This is a genomic window from Cryobacterium suzukii (genome assembly GCF_004403185.1).
Classification (GTDB): domain Bacteria; phylum Actinomycetota; class Actinomycetes; order Actinomycetales; family Microbacteriaceae; genus Cryobacterium; species Cryobacterium suzukii.
Genome location: NZ_SOHJ01000013.1, coordinates 168,151 through 189,175 on the forward strand (window position 1 = coordinate 168,151; position 21,025 = coordinate 189,175).

Annotated in this window: 21 protein-coding genes and 1 tRNA gene; 8 read left to right on the forward strand and 14 right to left on the reverse strand. The window is 63.4% G+C overall.

The genetic code is table 11. The features are described 5' to 3' along the window. The first annotated feature begins 42 nt into the window (after window positions 1-42). Entirely contained in the window at window positions 43-999 is a 957-nt protein-coding gene (locus E3T39_RS13560) for a PAC2 family protein (protein WP_134516195.1), read from the forward strand. A gap of 35 nt (window positions 1,000-1,034) precedes the next feature. Here E3T39_RS13560 and mshC read toward each other — a convergent pair whose 3' ends face one another. The 3 genes from mshC to E3T39_RS13575 form a co-directional block, all read right to left on the reverse strand. Continuing rightward, the gene (mshC, locus tag E3T39_RS13565; protein WP_134516197.1) at window positions 1,035-2,327 is read right to left on the reverse strand and encodes a cysteine--1-D-myo-inosityl 2-amino-2-deoxy-alpha-D-glucopyranoside ligase; all 1,293 of its coding nucleotides are present in this window, start codon (window positions 2,325-2,327) and stop codon (window positions 1,035-1,037) included. 73 nt (window positions 2,328-2,400) lie between these two features. Further along, complete coding sequence (locus E3T39_RS13570; RefSeq protein WP_134516199.1) at window positions 2,401-3,255, reverse strand: undecaprenyl-diphosphate phosphatase; 855 nt, start codon at window positions 3,253-3,255, stop codon at window positions 2,401-2,403. A gap of 73 nt (window positions 3,256-3,328) precedes the next feature. Beyond that, on the reverse strand, window positions 3,329-4,696 hold the full coding sequence (locus E3T39_RS13575; protein ID WP_134516201.1) for a M20/M25/M40 family metallo-hydrolase: 1,368 nt from the start codon (window positions 4,694-4,696) through the stop codon (window positions 3,329-3,331). 106 nt (window positions 4,697-4,802) lie between these two features. Here E3T39_RS13575 and E3T39_RS13580 point away from each other — a divergent pair. Then, window positions 4,803-4,887 (forward strand) — tRNA-Leu (locus E3T39_RS13580). Window positions 4,888-5,009: 122 nt separating this feature from the next. Here the strand turns inward: E3T39_RS13580 and E3T39_RS13585 are convergent. The 4 genes from E3T39_RS13585 to E3T39_RS13605 all read right to left on the reverse strand — a co-directional run bounded on the left by E3T39_RS13585 (window position 5,010) and on the right by E3T39_RS13605 (window position 8,594). Then, window positions 5,010-5,864, reverse strand: a complete 855-nt coding sequence (locus E3T39_RS13585; RefSeq protein ID WP_134516203.1) for an ABC transporter permease — start codon at window positions 5,862-5,864, stop codon at window positions 5,010-5,012. Then, window positions 5,851-6,831, reverse strand: coding sequence for an ABC transporter ATP-binding protein (locus tag E3T39_RS13590; RefSeq protein WP_241979718.1), 981 nt, complete (start codon window positions 6,829-6,831; stop codon window positions 5,851-5,853). The genes E3T39_RS13585 and E3T39_RS13590 overlap by 14 nt, the downstream gene beginning before the upstream one ends. 148 nt (window positions 6,832-6,979) lie before the next feature. Continuing rightward, window positions 6,980-8,110, reverse strand: a complete 1,131-nt coding sequence (locus tag E3T39_RS13600; protein WP_174845132.1) for a LolA family protein — start codon at window positions 8,108-8,110, stop codon at window positions 6,980-6,982. Window positions 8,111-8,213: 103 nt separating this feature from the next. Next, a complete protein-coding gene (locus E3T39_RS13605; protein ID WP_134516205.1) occupies window positions 8,214-8,594 on the reverse strand; it encodes a hypothetical protein in 381 nt (126 codons plus the stop codon). Between the two features lie 94 nt (window positions 8,595-8,688). On the opposite strand from E3T39_RS13605, the gene E3T39_RS13610 reads away from it, so the two are divergent. Next, window positions 8,689-9,567: a hypothetical protein gene (locus E3T39_RS13610; protein WP_134516207.1), complete on the forward strand. Its 879-nt coding sequence runs from the start codon at window positions 8,689-8,691 to the stop codon at window positions 9,565-9,567. A 13-nt stretch (window positions 9,568-9,580) separates the two neighbouring features. Here E3T39_RS13610 and E3T39_RS13615 read toward each other — a convergent pair whose 3' ends face one another. From E3T39_RS13615 to E3T39_RS13620, 3 genes are all read right to left on the reverse strand, one after another. Further along, window positions 9,581-10,516, reverse strand: coding sequence for a J domain-containing protein (locus E3T39_RS13615; protein WP_134516209.1), 936 nt, complete (start codon window positions 10,514-10,516; stop codon window positions 9,581-9,583). Between the two features lie 299 nt (window positions 10,517-10,815). After that, window positions 10,816-10,980: a hypothetical protein gene (locus tag E3T39_RS16195; protein ID WP_166784137.1), complete on the reverse strand. Its 165-nt coding sequence runs from the start codon at window positions 10,978-10,980 to the stop codon at window positions 10,816-10,818. Between the two features lie 104 nt (window positions 10,981-11,084). After that, on the reverse strand, window positions 11,085-11,795 hold the full coding sequence (locus tag E3T39_RS13620) for an SOS response-associated peptidase (protein WP_166784138.1): 711 nt from the start codon (window positions 11,793-11,795) through the stop codon (window positions 11,085-11,087). A gap of 59 nt (window positions 11,796-11,854) precedes the next feature. Between E3T39_RS13620 and E3T39_RS13625 the strand changes: the two genes are divergently transcribed. Further along, on the forward strand, window positions 11,855-12,691 hold the full coding sequence (locus E3T39_RS13625; protein ID WP_134516213.1) for a DUF3097 domain-containing protein: 837 nt from the start codon (window positions 11,855-11,857) through the stop codon (window positions 12,689-12,691). A 311-nt stretch (window positions 12,692-13,002) separates the two neighbouring features. Further along, window positions 13,003-13,206, forward strand: coding sequence for a transcription antiterminator/RNA stability regulator CspE (cspE, locus tag E3T39_RS13630; RefSeq protein WP_035840308.1), 204 nt, complete (start codon window positions 13,003-13,005; stop codon window positions 13,204-13,206). A 95-nt stretch (window positions 13,207-13,301) separates the two neighbouring features. Here cspE and E3T39_RS13635 read toward each other — a convergent pair whose 3' ends face one another. Further along, window positions 13,302-13,781: an Lrp/AsnC family transcriptional regulator gene (locus tag E3T39_RS13635; protein ID WP_092107921.1), complete on the reverse strand. Its 480-nt coding sequence runs from the start codon at window positions 13,779-13,781 to the stop codon at window positions 13,302-13,304. Between the two features lie 106 nt (window positions 13,782-13,887). On the opposite strand from E3T39_RS13635, the gene E3T39_RS13640 reads away from it, so the two are divergent. Further along, a complete protein-coding gene (locus E3T39_RS13640) occupies window positions 13,888-15,111 on the forward strand; it encodes a trans-sulfuration enzyme family protein (protein ID WP_134516215.1) in 1,224 nt (407 codons plus the stop codon). Between the two features lie 18 nt (window positions 15,112-15,129). On the opposite strand, the gene E3T39_RS13645 is transcribed toward E3T39_RS13640, so the two are convergent. After that, window positions 15,130-16,947, reverse strand: coding sequence for a DEAD/DEAH box helicase (locus E3T39_RS13645; RefSeq protein WP_134516217.1), 1,818 nt, complete (start codon window positions 16,945-16,947; stop codon window positions 15,130-15,132). Between the two features lie 87 nt (window positions 16,948-17,034). Here E3T39_RS13645 and E3T39_RS13650 point away from each other — a divergent pair, with 87 nt between their 5' ends. After that, window positions 17,035-17,823 (forward strand): SGNH/GDSL hydrolase family protein, encoded by a 789-nt coding sequence (locus E3T39_RS13650; protein ID WP_134516219.1) that lies wholly within the window; start codon window positions 17,035-17,037, stop codon window positions 17,821-17,823. A 54-nt stretch (window positions 17,824-17,877) separates the two neighbouring features. Here E3T39_RS13650 and E3T39_RS13655 read toward each other — a convergent pair whose 3' ends face one another. Continuing rightward, on the reverse strand, window positions 17,878-19,119 hold the full coding sequence (locus E3T39_RS13655; RefSeq protein WP_134516221.1) for a D-alanyl-D-alanine carboxypeptidase family protein: 1,242 nt from the start codon (window positions 19,117-19,119) through the stop codon (window positions 17,878-17,880). A 41-nt stretch (window positions 19,120-19,160) separates the two neighbouring features. Next, entirely contained in the window at window positions 19,161-19,970 is an 810-nt protein-coding gene (locus E3T39_RS13660) for a TrmH family RNA methyltransferase (RefSeq protein WP_134516223.1), read from the reverse strand. A gap of 161 nt (window positions 19,971-20,131) precedes the next feature. On the opposite strand from E3T39_RS13660, the gene E3T39_RS13665 reads away from it, so the two are divergent. Continuing rightward, complete coding sequence (locus E3T39_RS13665) at window positions 20,132-21,025, forward strand: Sir2 family NAD-dependent protein deacetylase (protein ID WP_134516305.1); 894 nt, start codon at window positions 20,132-20,134, stop codon at window positions 21,023-21,025.

Below are 21,025 nucleotides of genomic sequence, written 5' to 3' on the forward strand. Positions count from 1 at the left end.
AGGCCCTTCATGCGGGAGGCTCAAGAATTGAGGACATAAACGGTGGCTGACGGTATTGGGTTTCTGGGCGGACGGCTGCTCGTCGTCGCTTTCGAAGGCTGGAACGACGCCGGAGAGGCCGCGACGGGGGCGGTTCGCGCGCTAAAGGACTTACTCGACGTTGAGATGATCCGCGAGGTTGACCCGGAGTTGTACTTCGACTACCAGTTCAACCGGCCGACCGTGTCAACGAACGAGGATGGCGTGCGCACTCTCGGCTGGCCGAGCGCGATCATGTACGGTCCGAAGACCCCAGGGACGCTGAGCGTTCCACTGGCGGACGACGCCGAATTGCGGGTCAGTGGAACGAATGCGGGCAATATTTTTCTGCTGATCGGTACGGAGCCGTCCCGCAGTTGGAAGAGCTTCGCCGCGGAGATACTCGACGCGGCCTTGGCCGCCGACGTCAGCGGCGTAGTCTTTTTGGGCGCCATGCTGGCTGACGTTCCGCACACCCGCCCGATCTCAATCTTCGTCTCGAGCGATAACGCTCAGGTGCGCGCCGAACTGCAAATTGAACGCAGCAACTACGAGGGGCCGGTCGGCATACTCAGCGTGTTGTCCGATACCGCCGAGACGGTGGGAATTCCCACCCTGTCGATTTGGGCATCCGTGCCCCACTACGTGCATAACGCACCATCGCCCAAGGCGATGCTCGCATTGATCGACAAGCTCGAAGAGGTCATCGACGTGGTCATCCCCCGCGGCGCACTCGTGACCGAGGCGGCTGAGTGGGAGACCGGTATCGATGTGTTGGCAGGCGAGGACGAGGACATGGCCGCGTACATCGCCCAGCTCGAGCAGGCCAGAGACACCGTCGACTCGCCAGAGGCGAGCGGCGAGGCGATCGCCCAGGAATTCGAGAAGTACCTGCGCAAGCGCGGTACCGACGGGCGCGATGGGCGCGCAGACGGCCGGCCCGATGGCCCCGGAAGCCGACCTGACGGGCCACGGCACTAGGAACGCAACGGGGCAGCCGAGGATTCCGCTCGGTTCTAGAGGGCGACGCCGAGCAGCGCGCTGATGGCACGATTCACCAGGCTCAAGTCATCGAGCTGGCCGGCGGCCGCGTCGTCGACGAGTTTCAGGGCCTCGGGCGTATTCAGGTCATGGCGGAGCGCGAGGCGCAGGGACTGCACGAGCGAAGCGGCCGCTCCAGGCGTCCCTCTGCTGGCACCGCTCTCGGCCGCGGTAACGGCCGCCGCGCCGAAGGCTCGTGACCACACGGACAGACGCGCGACGGCCTCCTCCAGAAGCGCGTCGGTCCATTCCCAGTCGGTGCGATAGTGGCGGGCCATCAGGGCCAGCCGAATGGCACGCGGGTCGATGCCCTGGGCGCGTAGTCCTGAGACCAGAACGAGATTCCCGAGCGACTTGCTCATCTTCTCACCCTGGTAGGCGACCATACCGGTGTGGCTGTAGACCCCGGCGAGCGGATGTCCGGACAGCGCCTGCGCATGCCCTGCGCTCATGTCGTGGTGCGGAAAGATCAGGTCTGAGCCGCCACCTTGCACGGTGAAGTCTGTGCCGAGTTCCTTGAGGGCGATCACCGAACACTCAATGTGCCAGCCGGGTCGCCCGGCGCCGACCGGAGATTCCCACGCCGGTTCCCCGGTACGGGCAGCCTTCCAGAGCAACGGGTCGAGTCGGTCGCGTTTGCCCGCCCGGTCGGGGTCTCCCCCGCGCTCGGCGAATAAGCGCAGCATGCTGTCCAGATCGAGGTTGCTCTCGTCCCCGAGCGCCCACCCGGTGCTGGCTTCGGCGGCACGAATGTCAAAGTACAGGTCAACGGCGATTGTTCCGTCTGCCCCGGCGATGGCGTCGTCCGTCTGTATCGGATAGGCCAGTCCGGCCTCCTGCAACAGGGCTACCGCGGCGGCTACCTCGTCGATGACCTCGGTCACGGCGACGAAATCATTCGGCGGAATGATGCCCAAAGCTTCCATGTCCGTGCGGAAGAGTTCAACCTGCGACTCGGCCAGGTCACGCCAGTGGACGCCGGTGGCGGTCGCCCGCTCCAGGAGCGGGTCATCGACATCCGTCACATTCTGGGCATAGTGCACGCGGTAACCGGCGTCAATCCAGACCCGCTGTAGGGTGTCGAAGGCGAGGTACGTGTTGGCATGGCCGATGTGGGTCGCATCATAGGGTGTGATGCCACAGACGTAGAGTCGGGCTGAAGCGAGCGGCTGGGCCAGCACCAGGCTGTCGGTTTTTGTGTCGTGGAGCCACGGGGCACTGGACTCGCCGGGGACAGAGACAATTTCGGGTCGTTCCCATGCACGCATACTTCAAGCCTAGCTTCGATGCAGTGGTGGGTTGGCGACCCGTCGTCGATGCGGCCACCGTTTGGTGAGCCGACTAGGCGGAAATGACGTTCGTTCCCAGGAGCACGAACAGTACGATGCCCAGCAGGATGCGATAGATCACGAATGGCAGAAAACTGCGTCGCGAAATGTAGTTCATGAAGAACGCGATCACGGCGAGGCCCACAACAAAGGCAACAATTGTTGCCACCAGGGTTTCAAGCGGTCCGAAAATTTCGGGGGTGCACGTGGTCGCACCCGCCAGACACGGATCGGCGACCGACTTGTACACCTGATAGAAGCCGCTGCCGAGCACGGCGGGAATGGCCAGCAGGAACGCATACCGGGCCGCTGCTGCGCGTTCGTAGCCGAGGAACAGCCCGGCAGTGATGGTGCCGCCCGACCGCGACACCCCGGGGATGAGTGCGAGCGCCTGGGCGACCCCGTAGATCGCGCCGTGGCCGACGGTGATGTCCTGCAACTGACGCCTTTTGGCCCCGACGTGGTCGGCAATTCCCAGCAGAACACCGAAGACGATGAGCATGGTGGCCGTGATCCAGAGCGAACGCAGCACGGTTTCAATCTGGTTCTGGAACAGCAGTCCGAGAGCGATGATGGGCAGTGAGCCCAGGATGATCAGCCACCCGAGGCGGGCGTCGGGATCCGTGCGGGCGACTCGGCCGGTGAGCGATTTCGCCCACTGGCCGATGATGCGCACGATGTCACGCCAGAAGAAGATGATGACGGCCGTTTCGGTGCCGATCTGGGTGATGGCCGTGAAACGAGCCCCGGGGTCTTCACCGGTGCCGAGAAACTGGCCGACGATCGTGATGTGCGCGCTCGACGACACCGGAAGGAACTCGGTCAACCCCTGAACGAGGCCCAGAATGATCGCATTCAGAAAGTCCACACGCTTCGCTTCCTCGGATTACTCAAATACTTAGGTACCGGCGCCCCACGGTTTCGGGCGGCGCCTCACAGCTTCAATATTGTGACAGCAGGTCGGTCAAAACCTGCCTGCCAAACACTAGTGCGTCGAGCGGTACCCGCTCGTCCACTCCGTGAAACATTGCCGGAAAGTCCAAGTCGTCCGGGAGGCGAAGCGGCGCAAAACCGTAGCCCTTGATGCCCAGGGTGCTGAGCGCCTTATTGTCCGTTCCCGCCGACAGCAGGTACGGAAGTACCGGCGCGCCGGGGTCATGGCGTTCCAGGGTGCTCACGACCGCTTCGATCAGCGGCCCGCTGAATCCAGTCTCCAGACCGATATCGCGGTGCATGGTGACGATTTCGATGTCAGCGCCGACAATCTCCTGAATCTGGGAGAGCACGAGGTCTTCCTCGCCTGGTAGCGAGCGGATGTCGATGAGGGCCTCTGCTGTGTCGGGGATGACGTTGTGCTTGTAGCCGGCGGTGAGGCCGGTCGGGTTCGCCGTCGTGCGCAGGCTGGCCTGGATGAAGCCAGACGCCGTGCCGGTCGCCAGAGCGAGCTCGTCTGGGCCGACCCGTTGCGGATCAACATTGAGAATGCGGGCTATTTCGCCGAGTAGTTGTTCGGTCGTGTCGGTCAGCCGAATGGGCCATTCGTAGCGCCCGAGTTTCGCCACGGCCTCCGCGAGCCGAGTGATGGCGTTGCTGGGGTGCATCCGGGAGCCGTGCCCTGCCTCGCCGCGGGCAACCAGCTTGACCCAGATCAGCGCCTTCTCCCCGGTCTGCAGGAGGTAGGCACGTTTACCGCCGAGCGTGATGGAGTATCCACCCACCTCACTGATCGCTTCGGTGGCTCCGTCAAACAGGTGCGGATGCTCGTGAACAAGAAAGTGTGAGCCGAGCACGCCGCCCGCCTCCTCGTCGGCGAAAAAGGCGATGACGAGGTCACGCTCTGGCGCGCCATTGGCACTGATCACGTCCTGCAGAGAGGCCAAAATCATAGCGTCCATGTTTTTCATGTCGACAGCGCCTCGCCCCCACAGCAGACCGTCCTTGATGACGCCGCCAAACGGGTCGACGCTCCAGTTGGCCGCATCGGCCGGCACGACATCAAGATGACCGTGCACGACCAGAGCTGGCCGGGAGGCATCGCGGCCCCTGACCCGGGCGATAACGCTGGTTCGGCCCGGTTCGGAATCGAAGAGTTCGGGCTTCAGCCCGAGGCCTCGCAGCTTCTCTGCGACGTACTCCGCGGCCTCCGTTTCGCCGTTGGAACGGCCCTCACCATAGTTCGTGGTGTCGAAACGGATGAGATCACGCGCGATTTCGGCGGTCAGGTCAAGTTTTTGAGGTTCATCTGCGGGTGACGTTCCGTCTGAATCAGCGGATCTTGCGGCCGGGTGCACGTTCGGAATGGAAGGCATGGTCAAACGCTACCCGTCGTTGCCGGAGGAGGCGACACAACGCCGGTTCTAATCCGTGCTAAGTTATTACCTCGGCAGCCGGTTCATTCGGAGGCCGTTTCACCCAGTCCGGGTGGCGGAATTGGTAGACGCGCTGGCTTGAGGTGCCAGTGCCCGTTAAGGGCGTGTGGGTTCAATTCCCATCTCGGACACGGAGATTTCTTTCGAGAGATCAACGAGGACTGGTTGAGACAGTTCACAAGGCCGGATCCATTGGATCCGGCCTTGTCTCGTTAATCGATACCGGTGCTCCGGACTCGATTGGGGCGCAAATTCACGACAGGATGTCCTTGGTCACGAATCGGCTGTACGCGAGGGCCCCAAAGACGGCCAGGTAGCACAACTGGACAATCGCGTTTTGGCCGAACGAGGCAAGGTCGAGGGGCTGCCGCAGCAGGTCGGCGAAACCGAGCCAGTAATGGCTGAACAGCCAGGGGTGTAGCCAGGCCAATTGCGGAATGATATCGAGGATCTGCGCGGCGACGCTCACCACGATCGTTGCGGCCATGGCCCCTACCGGAACGTCGGTGAGCGTGGAGATGAACAGCCCGATCATGGACAGGCCGAGTAGGGACACGGTGACGTAGGCGGCCACGAACAGTGAGCGTAACAGCGACTCGCTCACGCTGATGGTGTCACCGGACAGCAGCGTCACGGGCCCGACCGGAAACAGGGCCGCCCCGATCAGAGCTCCGGTGACGGTGAGAGTCAGTGTCGCCACGAGGCAGAACAGGGCTGCTCCGGCGTACTTGACCAGTAGTAGCCGCACCCGGCCAGCCGGTGCAACGAGCAGGTAGCGTAGGGTTCCGAGGCCAGCCTCCCCGGCAATCGTGTCTCCGGCGACCACACCGACGGTGAGGGGTAGAAAGAGCGGAACAGCGACGACCATTGCGGTAAAGCCGACGAACAGACCGTTCTGAGTCACTCGATCAAGGAACGGCGGCCCCTCCCCCGGATTCAGCGTCGACGAAGATAGCCGTACGGCGACGGCGAGCAGGATCGGTATGAGCGCCACGGCGACCAACATCGCCCAGGTGCGGCGGCGGCGAAACAGCACCGAAATTTCGGAACCGAGCAGTGCCCATCCGCTCCCGCGACGCTCCGCTGGCGCAACGTCATTGGACGACATCAAAACCCTCCCCGGTCAAGGCAACGAACCGTTCCTCCAGGCTGGGCTCCTCGACCGCGAAACCGCGGATGCGCACCCCGCCGGCTACCAGCGCAGTCACGATGGCCTCAGGCTGCACGCGCGTACCGACGAGTGGCGCAATCACGATCGGATCACCGGCATCGCCCGCGGCACGTTGCGGCGTCAACCCGAGACGGGTGAGAACGCTCATCGCGGCGATGGTGTCCGGTGTACGCACGCGAACCCGCGTCTCACCGACCTGCCGGAGCGCCGCGAGAGTGCCCTGGGCGACGATACTGCCGGCGCTCATTACCGCGGCATGCGTGCACATCTGCTCGACCTCGGCGAGCAGATGGCTGGAGACGAACACGGTCGTTCCCTCGGCCGCCAGGGAATGCACGAGGCTGCGCACCTCCCGGGTGCCCTGGGGGTCGAGCCCGTTGGTGGGTTCATCGAGCACGAGGAGGTCCCTCGGCAGCAGGAGGGCGTTGGCGATGCCGAGCCGCTGCTTCATGCCGAGTGAATACGCGTGCACCTTCTTGCCGGCTGCGTGGCCGAGTCCCACCCGTTCCAGGGCTAGCTGCACCCGGGAACGACGCGTGCTGGTCGGCGCGTATCGGTCTGCCGTGTCGAGCCGGCTCAGGTTTGCGGCACCGGAGAGGAAGGGATAGAACGCCGGACCCTCGACGAGTGCACCCACCCTGGGCAGCACGTCGTGCAATCGGTCGGGCATGGTCTGCCCGAGGAGACTGATCGTGCCGCTCGTCGCCTGGGTGAGTGCCAGAAGCATTCGAATGGTCGTGGTCTTGCCCGAACCGTTCGGGCCGAGAAAGCCAAAGACACTGCCGCGAGGAACGGCGAGGTCGATGCCGTTCACGGCATTGTGCGTACCAAACCGTTTTGTCAAACCCCGGCTTCCGATCGCCAAGTTGTCGATCGGAAAGGACTCGATCGGCAAATTCCCGATCGGCGGGTCGAGAGCCGGGGTATCGCCTGTCACAGCGTCTTGTGCGTCAGGGAAATGGGCACAGCGGGAAAAGGCACAGCGGGAATAGGCACAGCGGGAATAGGCACAGCGGGAATAGGTACAGCGGGAATAGGTACAGCGGCCAAGATCACTCCGCGGCCGCCTGGAGCTGGGCAAGCGGCACAGCACCGGCGAAGATCCGACCGTCGCTGGCAAGGAAGACCGTCACGAGGGATGCTGTCAGGGCGCGGCCACCGTCGACGCTGACCATGAGTTGTTCGATTAGGGGATTGTCGTTCAGTTCGGCTGGTACGGCGACGGCAGGCAGTTCAACGACGGTGGACCATCCGGTTCCGGTGACGACGGGAGCGACATCCGCTGCCCTCATGTGATCACCGCGCGGTGCATCGGGCCGGGCCGGCACGGACTGCTCCGTCACCGTTGCCGTCGCCGGCGGCACAAAGTCGAATCGGCTGGCGTTCACAGCCGCGAAGTCGATGGTGGTGAAAGCGATTTGCAGCGCCGGCGCACTCTGGCCCCTGGCCAGAACGGTCACCTCGAGTGGAAGGCCGGTCTCGGAGTCGACCGCGATCGAAACAGAGGCGACGAGCGTTTCGGCAGTTCTCGGCGTCAGCAGCAATTGATAGGCGCTGCGCCCGGCAACCTGGGCATCAGGGCCGACCTCGACCGCTGTGCTGGGGTCGAGCGCGGCGAGAAACCGCTCCGCGAGCAGAGCCGGCGTAGAGAGGTCGGTCGGAAGTTGAGCTTGGAGCTTCGCGAACTTCGTCTGCGCGGAAGCGGCGAGATCAGCCGGAGCGCTCAGGTGCGTTGCTTCATTGGTGTTCGAGTCGTAATACCAGAGCTCGTTGCCGTTACGGATAAGGTCCCGTTCCGCCATCCGGTCCTTAATCTGCACGCGGGACTGTGCCTCGCCGCCGACGTACACGCGGAACTCATGGGAGCCACTCAGCAGTTCGAGGGCCGTTCTCAGGGCATCGGCCGACGACATTCCAGATCCGGAATCGCTTGTGTCTGTCGGCATAGACCCGGCCATGCCCGCGCTCACATCGAGACTGGGCAGGCCAAGATCAGACGATTGGACGACACTTCCGGAGAAGGCCGACACCGTACTGTCGTTGACCAGCTGAAGAACCTGTTCAGCCGTTTTGTCTGGCAGGTCAACGGCGGCACCGGCCTGAAGCGGCACGGCAATGACTGCGGCGATAACGACCGCCGGTACGACACAGGCTGGGAGCCATTTCAAGAAATTGCGAGACATATTTCAACGACCCGCTGGGTTCAGGTTCATACCGTGATCGTACGCCCCACGTGGCACCCATCGGCGGCGCGATCAGCGTATTTTCAGCAGTTCGGAGGGTTTGTCAGTTGAATTCGCGTGGGCTCAAGGCCTCGTCGGTGATGCCGATGAACTGGCTTCCAATACCGTCGCACTCGGTGCGGCCCATTCCGGTGGCCGGTTCGGGCAACTCGTCGAAACCGTGATTGGAGCAGGTGATGTAGGTGAACGTCGGCCACCATTTCTTTGGACGCACGGCTTCGGTGTACCCACAGATGCTGCAGGTGAGCTGCACCCAGACGGGTTTCTTGCCGGTGCGATTGGCGCGCGACTGCACCAGCCAAACCGGCGGCTCGGCCTCGAGTTTAGCCAGCTGGCCCTCGCTGAGGCGCGAGGGAATCCCGTGACGTGCCGCCATTTCCAGCGGGATATCCAGGCGCAGTGCTACTTCTCGTCGCGTAATCATCACAGACAACGATAAGCGCTCGCGTGCCTGGGCGCAGCATCTCCTGGCCGATCGATGCCGGAATCTCTTCTACCTGTTATGGGACAATGGCGAAATGTCAATTCCCGTTTCCCCGCTCGGACTTCTCCTCGACGTCGACGGCCCGATTGCGAGCCCGATCACGCGCAGCATTTCAACCCCGAGCATCCTGGCGGATCTGATCACGTTGGCGGCCGGACACGTGCCGATCGCGTTCATCACCGGGCGGTCAGCCGACTTTATTCGCGAGCAGGTGGTCGCCCCGCTCGTCGCGGCCGGGCTGCCAGAGACCTTTCGAATGTACGGCGTCTGCGAGAAGGGCGCGGTGTGGTTTCCGATCGGACCGAACGGTATGGGGGACGTCGTCGTCGATCAGAGCGTTGCCCTGCCGGTGGTGGTTATTGACGGGGTGCGCCAGCTGGTCGCTGACTCGTTCGCAGCCGAGATGTTCTTTGACGAGACCAAGCAGGCGATGATCTCGGTCGAACAGCGCACCGATGTGAGCCATGCGAACTTTCTCGCCCGCCAGCCCGAATTCAACGACGCCGCCTTTGCCATAATGGTGGAACACGGGCTCGGCGTGCGATTCGACGATCGCCGGTCGCCCGACGAATTCGGTCGGATTCCGTTTCGACTCGACGCCACGATCATCTCAACCGATATCGAGTCGGTCACGCTTGACAAGGACCATGCGGCGAAGCGTGCCCTTGCCTACTTCGCCGAGAGCGGTCCGTTACCCCGGCTGTGGCGATCAATGGGCGATTCCCGCAGCGACTATCGCATGGCCGATCACCTCTACGAAGCGGGCTACGACGTCTCCCACGTTGACGTGCGCCCGGCCGATGGCATTCTGGACCGTCCGTACCCGGTGATCGTGATCGGCGACCAGATCCATGACGAGGCTGGGGCAACATTTCTGCGCTACTGGGTCGAGAAGCTAGCCCTGCCTGCGTGATTACCTCGAAGGACTAGGTATTTACGAAACGGATGCCGTTTTGTAGGGTGCTGCGCAGCTCGAAGACCTTTTCAAAGCTGCCGCGCTCCATACCGGCCAGTCCTTCGCGCAGGACGCCGACGAGGCGCGACCGCGGAATCACGATGATCATCGGGCGTCGGCCACGCTTGGGCAGTGAAACTGGTTCGTCGAGGGCCACGTCGGGCAGCACGACGATGAGCGCGGTGAAGCGTACTTTTAGTGCACGGCTTATTGAGCGAGCGGCATCCTCGAACTGGTGGATCGGGCGATCCTCCTCCGGCAGTTCGTCGCCGATCAGTTCGGCGCGCCGCAGCTGCACGGGTGCGCCCCAGTCTTCGGACAGGATGCCAAACAATCCGGCCGGGCCGAGGATGATGTGGTCGAGTTTGTCGGTCTGGCTACCGGTGTCGATGTCATGCCACGCGGTGAACCCGATACCGAGATTGGCCACAAGCTGGGCTGTGACCTCCTCTGCCAGAGCTTTCGCGAGGCAGTGCCGTACGAGTTTCGGGGCGCTACGAATGAGCGCGGGGGCGTATGGGTCGTCGATGACCGTACCGCGGCCAGCCCACTCGCGCACGAGATCGAGATATCTCAGGCGCGCCTGGCCACCGGGATGACCGTGCATGCGCGTTTTCAGGCTGGATTTTGTGGCGGGGCCGCTGGCGGAGGGGGCGGCGTAGGCATCCGTTGGAGCGGCCTGCTCGGGGTCACCGAAGCGTCGACGATCGTAGGCGGCCCGGTTCTGTGGACTTCCGACGCGTTCCCAGGCGAGTTGCACGGCATGAAATCTGGTCGCGCTGCCTCCAACATCGGGATGGGTCTGGCGCAACAGAAGTCGGTAGGCGCGCCGTAACTCATCCTCGGTTGCGGTCGGACTCACTCCGAGGACCTCGTAGGGGGTGGATGCGGCCGGGCTGTCTTGCATCCTGGGCGGGACCTTTCCGTGTTCGAAGACGATCAATGCGAAATCGATCGAAAACCAACATTACCGTGCGATTCTGATACCGCGCCGAGGGAGGGCTGGGTGCTTGACGGGCCATTGTGTGCCACGATCAGCCACGCTACCCGCGGAGATCCGTCGCGGGTAGTCTCGGAATTTTCTGATCTTGCTGGCCCGACTCGCGACTCTGTCGATGCGGCCGGTGCCTTCGCCGTGCTGGTCGGTCGTAGCCGGATTACCGCACTACTTAGATCAGCCGACGCGTTTATCGATCCGGTCGTGGCTTAGTCGCGCAGCAGGTGGAAGGGGATTGCCATGGCGATGGACACGCACAGGATTCCGGCAATAAAAATCGGTCCCATTAGTGTCGTAACCGAGAAAGCCAGGCCGAACAGCCAAAAACCGAAAACGAAGATCGCAAACGCGACGACGAAGGCGACAATGTTCATGGGTGTTCCTTTCACGGCAGCGCCCGCGTAATTTCGCCGGTCACTGGTTTGAATGTACGGCTTATTCGTACTGTTTCGAGCGTACCGGTTGGGGCCCGATGCAATTACATCGAATCGTTGGTTATCGGCTCGATCAGTTCAGGGCCGTTCCCGGTCACCGGGCCGACTTCATGGAAATTGAGCGATTCTACGACTATCCGGGAGGCGGCAACGGCGGCATCCACGAGGCCTTGGTCGCCCGCGGTCGCCGGGTCCAACCAGTGGTCCCACCACTCTTCTGGGAGGGCAACGGGGGTGCGGTCGTGGATCTGCGCGAGCGGGCCCTGGGCATCGGTCGTCAGGATGGTTGCGGAGAGTACCCATCGCGCCGGATCGCTGTCGGCGGCAGCCGGGTTCTTCCACCAGGAATACAGGCCGGCGAAGGCGAGCGGAAGGCCGTCGTCGGATTGAATGAAATACGGGGTCTTCACGGTGCCCTCGGTGTGCCACTCGAAGTAGCCGGTCGCCGGAACCAGAGCGCGCCGCGACCGCACGGACACCGTGAAGGTTGGCTTTTCGGCGGCGGTTTCTGCCCGAGCATTGAAGGTCGGAAACTTCGACGTCGACTCCGTTGCAAAAGATGGGATCAATGACCAGCGTGCTGATTCCAATCGACGCACCGGTGGGTCGGTTTTGGCCGATTCAAGCACGATCGGAATCTGGTCGGTCGGACGGATGTTCCACGACGGTTCCGGCAGATTTTCGCCTTCATGCTCGATATCGAACATGGCCGCCAGATCGGGCGCTGAATCGGTAATGACGAGTCGACCACACATGCATTCAGAATACCGCGTCATGCCGGGCGCGATCGCGGACTTCGGCTAGCGTCGATGCAATGGACGATCGATATAGTGCAGACGTGCTCTCCCCCGGGTGGCGCGACGCGGGCCGCATCATTATTCCGACGCAGGAAGCCGTCCGGGACCTGGTTGTAGAAGAAATCGCCACTGGATTTTGTGGTGCCGTCATTCGTGTGGAAAAGAAGATTGTCACGCTCGAGGACAGGCACGGCAAGCTCCGACTGTTTCCGCTCGGCTCTGGTTTTCTGATCGACGGCCGGCCGGTCACGCTGATTGCACCGACCATGGCGGCCGCCCTGGGCCGGGTGCGCACGGCTTCAGGCTCAACCGCCGTGCCCAACGCCCCCGCTCGCGTCGCTCGCGCCAGTCGTATCTTTGTCGAGGGGCGTCACGACGCCGAGTTGGTGGAAAAGGTCTGGGGCGCCGACCTGCGCCTCGAAGGCGTTGTCGTGGAATATATTGAGGGGGTCGACAACCTCGATGCGATCCTCCGTGAATTCCGACCGAGCTCAGCACGTCGGGTGGGCGTATTGGTAGACCACCTCGTTCCCGGGTCCAAGGAGAGCCGCATCGCGGAGGCCGTGGCACGCGGGCCGTTCGCTGCAAACGTTCTCGTGGTGGGGCATCCGTTCGTCGACGTGTGGCAATCGGTAAAACCAGCACGGGTCGGCCTCAACGTCTGGCCCGAGGTCCCGCGGAGCATCGAGTGGAAACACGGCATCTGCGATGCGCTCGGCTGGCCGCACGAGGAACAGGCCGACATCGCCAGGGCCTGGCAGCGAATTCTCGGCCGCGTGCGCACTTTTGCCGATCTGGAACCGCAACTTTTAGGGCGCGTGGAACATCTGATCGACTTCGTGACAGCCGAATGACACGCCGTAAACAGTTCCGGCCAACGGGCACCCGTGACCTTGCTGGCCAGTGGTCGCCCCGAAGTTCGTGCGAATTTTCCCGTAAACGTAACACTTTCATGTCGAAAAGGCCGGGAACTTTGAAACCGTCCAGACTTGTGGGCTAGTGTTGGACACGAAGTTGTAGTGCTTGCACGTCTTAAACGCACGGACTGTGATTCAATTGAATCGCGGTTTGTGCGCCACATTCCTTTCGGAAGCGGACGACGAATACCGCGACGAACGGTCCCGACAGTCGGGGCCGGTCTAACACTCCTGGAGGAGTTTTACAAATGGCAACAGGTACCGTGAAATGGTTCAACGCTGAAAAGGGCTTCGGCTTTATCGCACCCGACGACGGAAGCGCCGATGTTTTCGCGCACTACTCCGCGATCGCGTCGAATGGCTACAAGTCCCTCGATGAGAACCAGAAGGTCGAGTTCGAGGTAACCCAGGGACCCAAGGGTCCTCAGGCCGAGAACATCCGCGCCCTCTAAATAGAGCTTGCGAAGAACGCCTCCCGCTTTCGCGGGGGGCGTTCTTGTTTAACGCGGTGGCACCGGCGTACTGCCCTTTTTGCGGCTCGGTCGCCCTACTTCACCAGGTCTTGCCAACCATCACCGTCGACATACTCGAAGATCAGGTTCGTCTCGGTGTGAGCGACGGCCGGATGCTCCGCCAGGTGTTCCAGCACAAAGTCACGCAGGTGTGAGGCATCCGCTGCGGCAACGTGCAGCAAATAGTCGTCGGCACCGGCGGTGTGGAACAGCCCGATCACGCCGGGCCAGTGCGGGGCAGCGTTCCGAAAGTCATCGATCTGCACCCTGGCGTGCTTGGCCAGCCGCACCGAGATGAGGGCCTGCAGGCTGGCACCGAGCGCGGCCAGGTCGATGTTGGCCCGGTAACCACGAATGTGTCCGAGCTGCTGCAGTCGTCGCAGGCGCAGGGACACTGTGGACTCGGCGACGCCGATTTCGCTCGCCAGGGCCGCCCCCGAAGCTCTGGCATTGACCGACAGTGCGCGCAATAGCGCGCGGTCAACCCGGTCAAGTTCCGGCTTCTTCGATTCCATCAACAGACTCCCTCGTTACCAAGGAGTTTATGCGATTCGTGCAGATGAATTGCAAGGGTCTGCAATGACACTTGTGCGAGGACACAGAATCTGTTTCTGTGGGGGGATGCTGCCACCGTTGTCACATATTGAAACCCTTGCCGTGCATGCCGGAATGGACGGCCTCACCGAGGCGGGCGTTCACGTTCCGAGCATCGACTTATCCACGACCAATCCCCTGAACGGCGTTGAGCCTGGCGGTGAGTCGTATGAGAATCTCGCCACCGGCGGTACTCCTGAGCCCGGGGACTCTGCGGTGTACCAGCGCTTGTGGCAGCCCGGCGTCGCCCGGTTTGAGAATGCTCTCTCGACGTTGGAGCGGGCCGAGGGCACGGTGGCCTTCGCCACCGGAATGGCCGCCCTGACAGCGACGCTGATCGCGACGGTGACCGCCGGCAAGCCGCATATCGTCGCCCTGCGGCCCTTGTATGGCGGAACCGACCACGTCCTGGCCAGTGGACTGCTCGGCACGACGGTCACCTGGAGCGACCTGGCCGGCGTGACGGCTGCCATCCGTGCGAATACGGGCCTGGTGATTCTGGAAACGCCGGCCAACCCCACCCTCGAACTGACCGACATTCGGGCGGTCGTGGACGCTGCCGGAGCCATTCCGGTCTTGGTCGACAACACGTTCGCCACCCCGGTACTGCAACGTCCGCTCGAATCGGGCGCCACACTGGTGCTGCACAGCGCGACCAAGTTTCTCGGCGGACACGGCGACGCCATGGGTGGTACGGTCTCCGGACCCGACGAGTGGATGGTACGACTACGCCAAGTGCGCGCTCTCACGGGTGGATTGCTGACGCCGTTCAATGCCTACTTGCTGCACCGCGGTCTACGCACGCTCCCGGTGCGGGTACGCGCCCAGCAGGCGACCGCTGCAGAGGTGGCCAGCCGGCTGAAAGGTCACCCGGCTTTGGAGCGTGTGCTCTACCCCGGGCTGCCCGGACAGGATCCCCAGGGTTTGATCGGGCGACAGTGTTCGGGCGCCGGGTCGCTCCTGGCGCTGGATCTCGGTGGTTATGCCGCAGCGGTCCGTTTCACCGAGGCGTTGCGCCTCATCACCCATGCCGTGTCGCTGGGTGGTATCGATTCTCTGGTGCAGCACCCGGCGTCGCTCACTCACCGGCCGGTTGCGGCTGAGGCACGGCCGTCCGCCGGTATTGTGCGTCTCTCCATTGGGCTGGAGCACGTCGACGACCTCATGGACGACATTCTGACCGCCCTGCTGGTCGCCCGAATGCCGGTTGGCGCCAACGCCAATTACACCGCACCGGCTAGATCGGTGTAGCCACGGCCCGGACCATCGCTAGCTGCGCCCGAGGCGGCGGCGCAGCAGGTCGATGCGCATCTGCAGCTGGGTGACACTGGCCTGGGCTACGGCCGGGCCGCCGCACAACCGGCGGAGTTCGGCATGAATCATTCCGTGGGGTTCGTTAGCCAGCTTCGACCACATCCCCACGAGGCTCGACAGCAGTGTGCGCTGTTCCTTGAGAGTGCGGTACAGGGGCGGCGGTTCGAGCGGGGCAATGTCGCCCGTCACCGGGTCCTTGCGCTTGTCGGTCGACCGTTTGGACTGACGGGACTGGCGTTGCCGCAGCAGCTCTGACACCTGTTCCGGTTCGAGCAGACCGGGAATACCGATGAAGTCGAATTCTTCGTCGGTGCCTGGCTCGGCGAGTTCACCGAATTCATCACCGTCGAACATGACCATGTCAAAGGTTGCCTGGGAATCGAGGGCCTGCCAGGTGAGATCGTCCTGGCCGAGATCGTCGGAGGCCTTGTCTTCTCTATTCGCTGCGGCAACCATGGCATCTTCAGGGTTGTACATGCCGTCGTCGCCGTCGTCACGGTTACTGCGATCGAGGGCGTGGTCGCGTTCAAGCTCAAGCGCGTTGGCCAGGCTCAGCAGACCGGGAACGTTCGGTAGAAAGATGGAGGCCGTCTCGCCGCGCCGACGCGCACGCACGAACCGCCCGATCGCCTGGGCGAAGTACAGCGGGGTTGCCGCACTGGTTGCATAAACGCCGACGGCGAGGCGCGGAACGTCGACGCCCTCCGACACCATACGCACGGCGACCATCCACCGACGGGTGTTCTTGGAGAACTCGTCGATGCGGTCACTCGACTCCTTCTCGTCGGAGAGCACGATGGTCACCGGCTCGCCGCAAATGTCCTCGAGAATGACCGCGTAGGCACGAGCGGCGGTCTGGTCGGTGGCAATGACGAGGCCGCCGGCATCCGGAATGCCGTGCCGCACCTCGGTCAGGCGAGAGTTCGCGGCGCGCAATACCGACGGAATCCATTGCCCGCTGGGCTCGAGCGCCGTGCGCCAGGCCTGGCTGGTGATGTCCTTGGTATTGCCCTCGCCGAGCTTGGCTTCCATTTCATCACCGGCCCTGGTGCGCCACTTCATGTGCCCGGCGTAAACCATGAACATCACCGGGCGAACCACGCCGTCGGCGAGGGCGCGGCCATAGCCGTAGGCGTAATCGCTCTGTGACATGCGGATACCCTGCTTGTCAGGCAGATAGCTGACGAAAGGGATCGGCGAAGTGTCCGAACGAAACGGCGTGCCGGTCAGCGAGAGGCGCCTGGTGGCCGGACCGAAGGCTTCCCGGATCGCGTCGCCCCAGCTCAGGGCATCTCCCCCGTGGTGGATCTCGTCGAGGATGACGAGGGTGCGACTCGACTCGGTGAGGTGTTTGTGCAAGGCTGCGCGAGCCGCTACCTGCGCGTAGGTCACGACGATCCCGTGATAATGGCTGCCGTAGCTGCGATCGGCGTTCTTGAACATCGGATCGAGGCGGATGCCTGCTCGCGCTGCGGCATCCGCCCACTGATTCTTGAGATGCTCGGTCGGCGCCACGACGGTGATGCGATCAATCGTGCGCCTCGAGCGCAGTTCCGCAGCCAGTCGCAGGGCGAAGGTGGTCTTGCCGGCGCCCGGCGTCGCCGCGGCCAGGAAATCGCGAGGCTCGTGCACGAAATAGGCTTCCAGAGCTTCAGCCTGCCAGGCGCGCAGCTTGCCGGCCGTACCCCAGGCCGCACGTTCGGGGAAGGACGGTGACAGGTGTTCGGCTGCACTCGTTCCCTGTGCGGGACCGAAAACCGATGGAGTATTCACTTCTTACAAATCTACCAAAGCCCGCCGACGTTCGCGTTCGCACCGGTCGGTTCGACCCAAGACTGGGAGTTCCGACAGAATGGGTCGATGACGAAGCAACAGCATCCATGGTCGCGCTACGTCGCCCTCGGCGATTCGTTCACCGAGGGCATTGGCGATCCGGAACAGCAGAGCCCCGGCGGGCATCGTGGCTGGGCAGATCGGGTCGCCGAGATTCTGAGTGACGGCACCGACGATTTCGCCTACGCCAATCTCGCGGTCCGTGGCAAACTGATCCGGCAGATTGCCGATGAACAGATTGAGCCGGCCCTGGCGCTACGGCCCGACCTGATCACCATCTCGGCTGGCGGTAACGACGTGATTCGTCCGGGAACCGACCCGGATGTTATTGCAGCGCGCTGTGAGGCGGCGATTTCCCGGCTGACGCAATACGGCGCGACGGTCATGCTGTTCACCGGCGCGGATGTCGGCTTCTCCCCCGTGTTTCGCAGCATTCGCGGTAAAGTCGCCATCTACAACGAAAACATTCGGGCGATCGCCACGAAGTACGACTGCATCGTGGCCGACATGTGGCAGTTGACCGAGATTCAGGACCCTCGCATGTGGGCTCCGGATCGGCTGCATCTCAACGCGCTGGGGCATCACACGGTCGCGCGCATGGTGTTGCAGACCCTCAACGTGACAAGTTCCCTCGCACCGAGCGAACCAGAGCCCATGCCCGGTATCACTTGGCGTCAGGCTCGCACGGAGGACCTCGCCTGGGCACGGGAATACCTTGTGCCCTGGGTCCTGCGCCGGGTGCGCCACCAATCCTCGGGCGACCACGTGCTGCCTAAACGACCAGACGCCGGCCCCTTCACCCTGCCCCCGGTCTGACCACCCCTGCCTGCGTCGCTCCGGCGGAAGTGAGTCGGGTTCGGCGCGGCGAGGTCAGCCGGCGGCCAGCTCTCCGGGGTGCCCCATGCGCCAGGCCGGGCCGGGATCCGTGAGGGTGTGCCGTAATTCGAGCGGCACGGTCACCGTGGTCGGCGTTGCGGCACCGATCGTGAAGGACACCTCGCCGACCTCGTCGCCGGCCCGGCCGAGTTGCACGTCCTTCGCTGTCGCGGCGCCCGCGATCGGTGAGTCCGACCAGACGAGAACGGATGCCGCCCGCACGGCGACGATGTCGCTCACGTCACCCCACTGAGTCGTGTAGCTGCCGAATACGGCGCCTTCTTCGGCCAGGATGACCTCGTGGAAGCCGGGCTGGACGCTGGCGATCAGCGCGGCGATCGCAGAATTAAGCTCGGAATGCGTGTCTCCCCCGAGAACCACGCCAACAAGGGTTACCGCGCTGGTGCCGATAGTGAAATCGGTCGAGAACAATAGGCAGGCACCGGCAACATCCGTTGTCCCCGTCTTGATGCCGTCGACGCCATCGCGGCCGAGCAGCTTGTTCGTGTTGGTAATGGTTCCGATGACCGGCAGGACCGCCGACGGGAGTGCGACGATTTCGGCGAGGGCCGGGTGTCCAATAACCAGCTTGCCGATCTCCACAAGGTCGGCCAGGCTGCTCACGCTCGACGCGGAGAGACCGCTCGTGTCGGCGATACTGGTCTGGGTCAAGGCGTTGTCGGCCAGCCAAGTCTTCGCGGCCGCCAGGTACTTGTCCACGGATCCGTACGCCCACACCGCGAGGGAAGACGCATAGTTGTTGGCCGACGGCAGCAGCATCGCCTCAAAAGCCTCACGTTGCGTGAGCACCATTCCAGAGACGACGGGTGCCACCGAACCATTCTCGGCGAGCGCGTCGTAGTACCTGTCCACGTCGGCGTCGGTGAAGGTAATTTCGGGTCCGCCTTCGCCCGCACCGAGTGGCTTGGCATCGAGGATGACCAGGGCCGTCACCATTTTTGCAATACTCGCGATCGGCACCGTGTCCTGCTCGCCGGTCGAGGCCAGAACACCGGGAAAACCGACCGCGCCGATAGCACTCGCACCGAAGGCCGGCCAGGCCGGAGCAGCCGCCGGTTGGGAGAGCGCGGCCGGCTGCACGATCGACGCGGCGCTGCCCGGTACAGGAGCCAGGCTGGTGGCGCCGACGTAGCCGATTCCGCCCAGCACAACGAGGAGAACGCTGAAGACGGCGAGTCTTCGGCGCCGGAGGAGGACACGCCGGGAGGGAGACATCCGTTCAGCCTAACTTCTTCGTGGCGCGCGGCCGGCCGAGATCACGAGCGAACTCGCAGGGCGTAGAGCGCAACCGCGCTCGCCGAGGCGACGTTGAGCGAGTCGACGCCGTGCAACATGGGAATCGTCACGACCGTGTCGGCGGCAGCCAAAGCATGCTGGCTGAGCCCATCGCCCTCGGCGCCGAGGATGATGGCGAGCCGTTCGGGCGCCGCCTCGGCGAACTCGTCGAGGGAAACCGCGTTGTCAGCCAGCGCCAGAGCTGCCAGATGAAAGCCAGCGGCGTGCAACAGCGGGGTGGCAACGCTCCACTCCGGCAGGCGAGTCCACGGCACCTGCAGCACCGTGCCCATGCTCACGCGCACGCTTCGACGGTAAAGCGGGTCTGCGCAGCGTGGGGTGATCAGAACGGCATCAGCACCGAGCCCGGCAACCGAACGAAAAATGGCGCCAACGTTGGTGTGGTCGACGATGTCTTCAAGGATCACAATGCGGCGGGCGTTCGTGAGCAGTGCTTCGACCGCTTCCAGCGCCGGCCGGTGCATGGCGGCGAGAGCGCCGCGGTGCAGGTTGTAGCCGGTGAGCTGCTCCAGCACGCCAGGCTCCCCCACGTAGACCGGCACGTCGGGCCAGTCGACCAGCAGGCGCGCGGCGTCAGGCATCCACTGTTCCTGAATAAGCAGAGACCGGGGCCGGTGCCCGGCGTTTAGCGCCCGCGCGATGACCTTGGGTGACTCAGCGATATACAGCCCACCGGCCGGCTCGAGAACCCGCCGTAGGGCGACATCGGTCAACCGCGAATAGTCGGCGAGACCCGCACTGGACAGGTCGGTAATGCGGGTGATCTGCACGAAGAAGTGCCTTTCGAGATGAGTGATTGAGCTCAAGCCTGACAGGTGGTTAGTCAAACAGGAAAACAGACGAGTTTAGAATCAAGTAACGGGCATATTGATCTTCCCGGATCTGTTTGAAAGGAGCAGCGATGACAGCCGACTCGGCCCTGCCCAGCGAAATGGCGCTGGTCGACGCGCTAGAGCCCGTGGGTGCTCCCGATGCCGATGCTGTGCTCGCCTCGACGGTCGCGCTCGACTCCGAGCGGGCAGTGGATGCTGTAGCCACCCTGCTGCGCGGTAAACGTGCCGCCGTGCTCACCGGCGCCGGCCTCAGCACCGATTCCGGCATTCCGGACTATCGCGGCGAGGGTGCGCCGATCCGTACTCCGATGACTTTTCAGACTTTTGTCGCCGACGAACGGTCGCGGAAACGCTACTGGGCTGGCAGCCATTTGGGCTGGCGAGTGTTTCGCCAGGCTGAACCCAACCTCGGGCATCGTTCGCTGGTGCACTTGGAAAACGCCGGTGCCATCGCCGGTGTCATCACCCAGAATGTGGATGGCCTGCATACCCGCGCCGGCTCACGCCACGTCGTCGAACTGCATGGCTCCCTTGACCGGGTGATCTGCCTGGCCTGCGGTCAGGCATTCGGTCGAGACAGCATCGCTGCCAGACTCGAAACCGACAACCCCGTGCTCCGCGACCCGGAAAGCATTCGTATAGCCCCCGATGGCGATGCCGACGTGGGAAATATCGATGACTTCGTCGTGCCGAACTGCACGGTTTGCGGGGGCATGCTCAAGCCAAACGTCGTATTCTTCGGTGAGCTCGTTCCCACGGAAACATTTCTTGAGGCATCCGCTTTGATTCAGGGTGCCGACGCCCTCATCGTGGCCGGATCTTCGCTGGCTGTGAATTCCGGCATCCGTCTGGTGGAACAGGCTCGCCGGCGCAAGCTGCCCATCATCGTCATCAATCGTGGCGTCACCAAGGGTGATGGGCGTGCGCTGCACAAACTCGAAGCCGGCACCTCCGAAACCCTCGCAGCCTTGACCGAACGCCTGTTGGGCTGA